The organism is Campylobacter sp. BCW_4341, from assembly GCF_001764255.1.
GTDB lineage: Bacteria > Campylobacterota > Campylobacteria > Campylobacterales > Campylobacteraceae > Campylobacter_D > Campylobacter_D jejuni.
This window is the reverse complement of the sequence record NZ_MKAH01000010.1, coordinates 1-2,421: the sequence shown is the minus strand read 5'-3', so window position 1 is coordinate 2,421 and position 2,421 is coordinate 1. Positions and strand designations below refer to the sequence as shown.

The following is a 2,421-nucleotide window of genomic DNA, read 5'->3' as shown; positions in this document are numbered from 1 at the left end:
CCTTTTACCCTTAAACCTTTGCTATCTATAATCACTTGTGTTGTTCCTACTTGGAGTATAATTTTATCTTTTGTTTGTGTAATAGTTGTATTTCCTACCCTAGAAACGATTTGTTTTTGTGCTGTTAAAACACTTTCTTGATTTGCCATAGTATTTACATTATCAGCTGTAAAAGAGCAATTTTTCTTGGCTTTAAAACTAATAGAATCATCAGCTTCAGCTTTGAAATACTCATTTGTTTCTATGCTTAGATCTTGTTTGGAATAAAATTTTATACTTTGATTGGTTTGAAGCACATAAGAACCTTTTATGGTTTCATTTTTGTTATGTCCTATTCTTTGGATAAAATCATTTTTGATATCTTGCTCTAGATTGTTATTGATTATTACTCTTTTGTCGTTTCCTATCTTTTCTTCGTGGTTTTGTCCGATATTGACTTCATTGCTGATTCCTACATTTAAAGTATTACTTAAGCCCACATTAGTATCTTTAGAGAGTAAGGTATTTTCTAAATATTCAGCCCCTACATTGACATTTTTAAATCCTGCGATATTTTGCATATGACCTAAAGTGATAAATTCAGTATATAAGGCTCCTACTTCTGAAGTTTTATTATTTTTTATGGTTTGCTCATAATTATTACCTATTTCTTCTTTATAATCTTTTTGTGCTAGGATATAAATTTCTTCTTTGTCTTTGTCGTTTTTTAGGGTAATTTCATTCCTTGCTCTTGCATCGGTGTTATCCACTCCTATTGTAGAATTTGCTAAAGTAAGATAATGATTGTTTATAGAGCTTAATTCATAATCTGTATTTTCTTGAAGTTTTAAGGTATCTAAGCCTTGATTGATCATAATAGGAACTTCGCTTAAATAACTTAAAGTGCTAGTGGCAATCTCTCTTTGATATCTTGGATAATTATATTGAGGCATAGTTGTAGTCCCATTATACAAACTTCCACTTACATAAGGTTTATCTATATCATCATCTAAAAAAGAAATAATCACTTCATCTCCTATTCTTGGAGTATGAAAAAAACCTGAATGATTACTTGCTATACTAGAAGCTACTCTTAAAAAAGGAGTGTGATGATAAGATTTATAAGTATTGCTTGATAAATTAGAAGAATTTGTATCTATATCATTTGTAATAAAAGTATCATTATCTAATTCTTCTTGATTGACATAAAGATTAATCCTTACCTTAACCCTTCCATGCTCATCAGTATAAATAGTATTTCTCTCACTTTCTATATCCTTACTCTCTCCTATAACAATACCTTGAGTGCTATTAGGAGCTTTAGGTTTAGCTTTAAAACTTGGAGTAAAGATAATATTCTTTTTTAATAAAGTTAAAGTATTAGAATAAGATTTACTTAAATTTAAATCTTTTAAATTTAAATGATCATTCGTATTAATAGAATTAGCTAAGATGGCATCATCAATTAAGATTTGAGTATTAGCAATAATAATAAAGTCTTTAAGCAAAGAAGCTTTATCTTGTTTTTCTTCATCTTGATTTTTTATTTCTTCTTGATGATTAAACTCCTTATAATTTAAAGTGATAAAATCTCCTAAGCTAAGATGATAAATATTACTTTTTGCTAGTAAGCTTTCATTTAATACTAAGGCTCTTTTTTCTTTAAGAGAAGGCTTAGTCTTTAAATCAATGCTTTTTGTAAAAGAATATTCACTCTCATAAAAATGTTCATTATAATAAGCTTTGTTATTAAGTTCTTGTTCATAAGGAACTTTACTAGAGTGTAAAGATAAAAGATTTAAAGGAGTATTGGCATTAATACTAGAATGTGTAAAAGAATTAGTTCTTAAGCTTTGCTCTTTATAAATAGAAGAAATACAAGCTTGATTTAAAATATTATTAACATTAGGATTATACTCAATTTCTTTATTTTTTACATTTTTATATACATCACAAAAATAAATAGTGTTCTCATCTTCATAAAAAAAGATTCCATTATTATGGCTTAATCTTGTAATAAAGTCTAAATCACTTTCATTGTATTGAGAGATGAGTTCTTGTTCTTCATAATTAAAATGTATATTAGAATAATCAATTTCTTTATGTAAGATATCTTGATAAAAACCAAGGGTTTGTTTAATCACTTCTATAATATTAGTATGAGTATAAATACGATTGGCTTTATTTAAAGAAAGTCTTATCAAAACTGATTGAAGCTTAAAAGAAAAAAAATGCTTGTATTTTATTTGCTTAGTATTTGAAGCGCTATCATTAATATTTAAAGCACTTTCATGATTAATACCTAGATATTTTATATAAGTGATAATTCCCTTATAGTTTTTTACTTCATTGTTATCAAAGTTTAAGGTATTATTCTCATAAGGATTATGGATATTTAAAATAGCTTCTTGATCGATTAAAACATTAGGATGAAAATTAAAA

At 26.5% G+C, this 2,421-nt stretch carries 1 protein-coding gene; it reads right to left on the bottom strand.

All coding sequences use genetic code 11. The features are described from left to right. Positions 1 to 2,421 (bottom strand): type VI secretion system Vgr family protein (locus tag AJN70_RS09740; protein WP_070295400.1); only part of this gene is annotated, 2,421 nt, incomplete at both ends.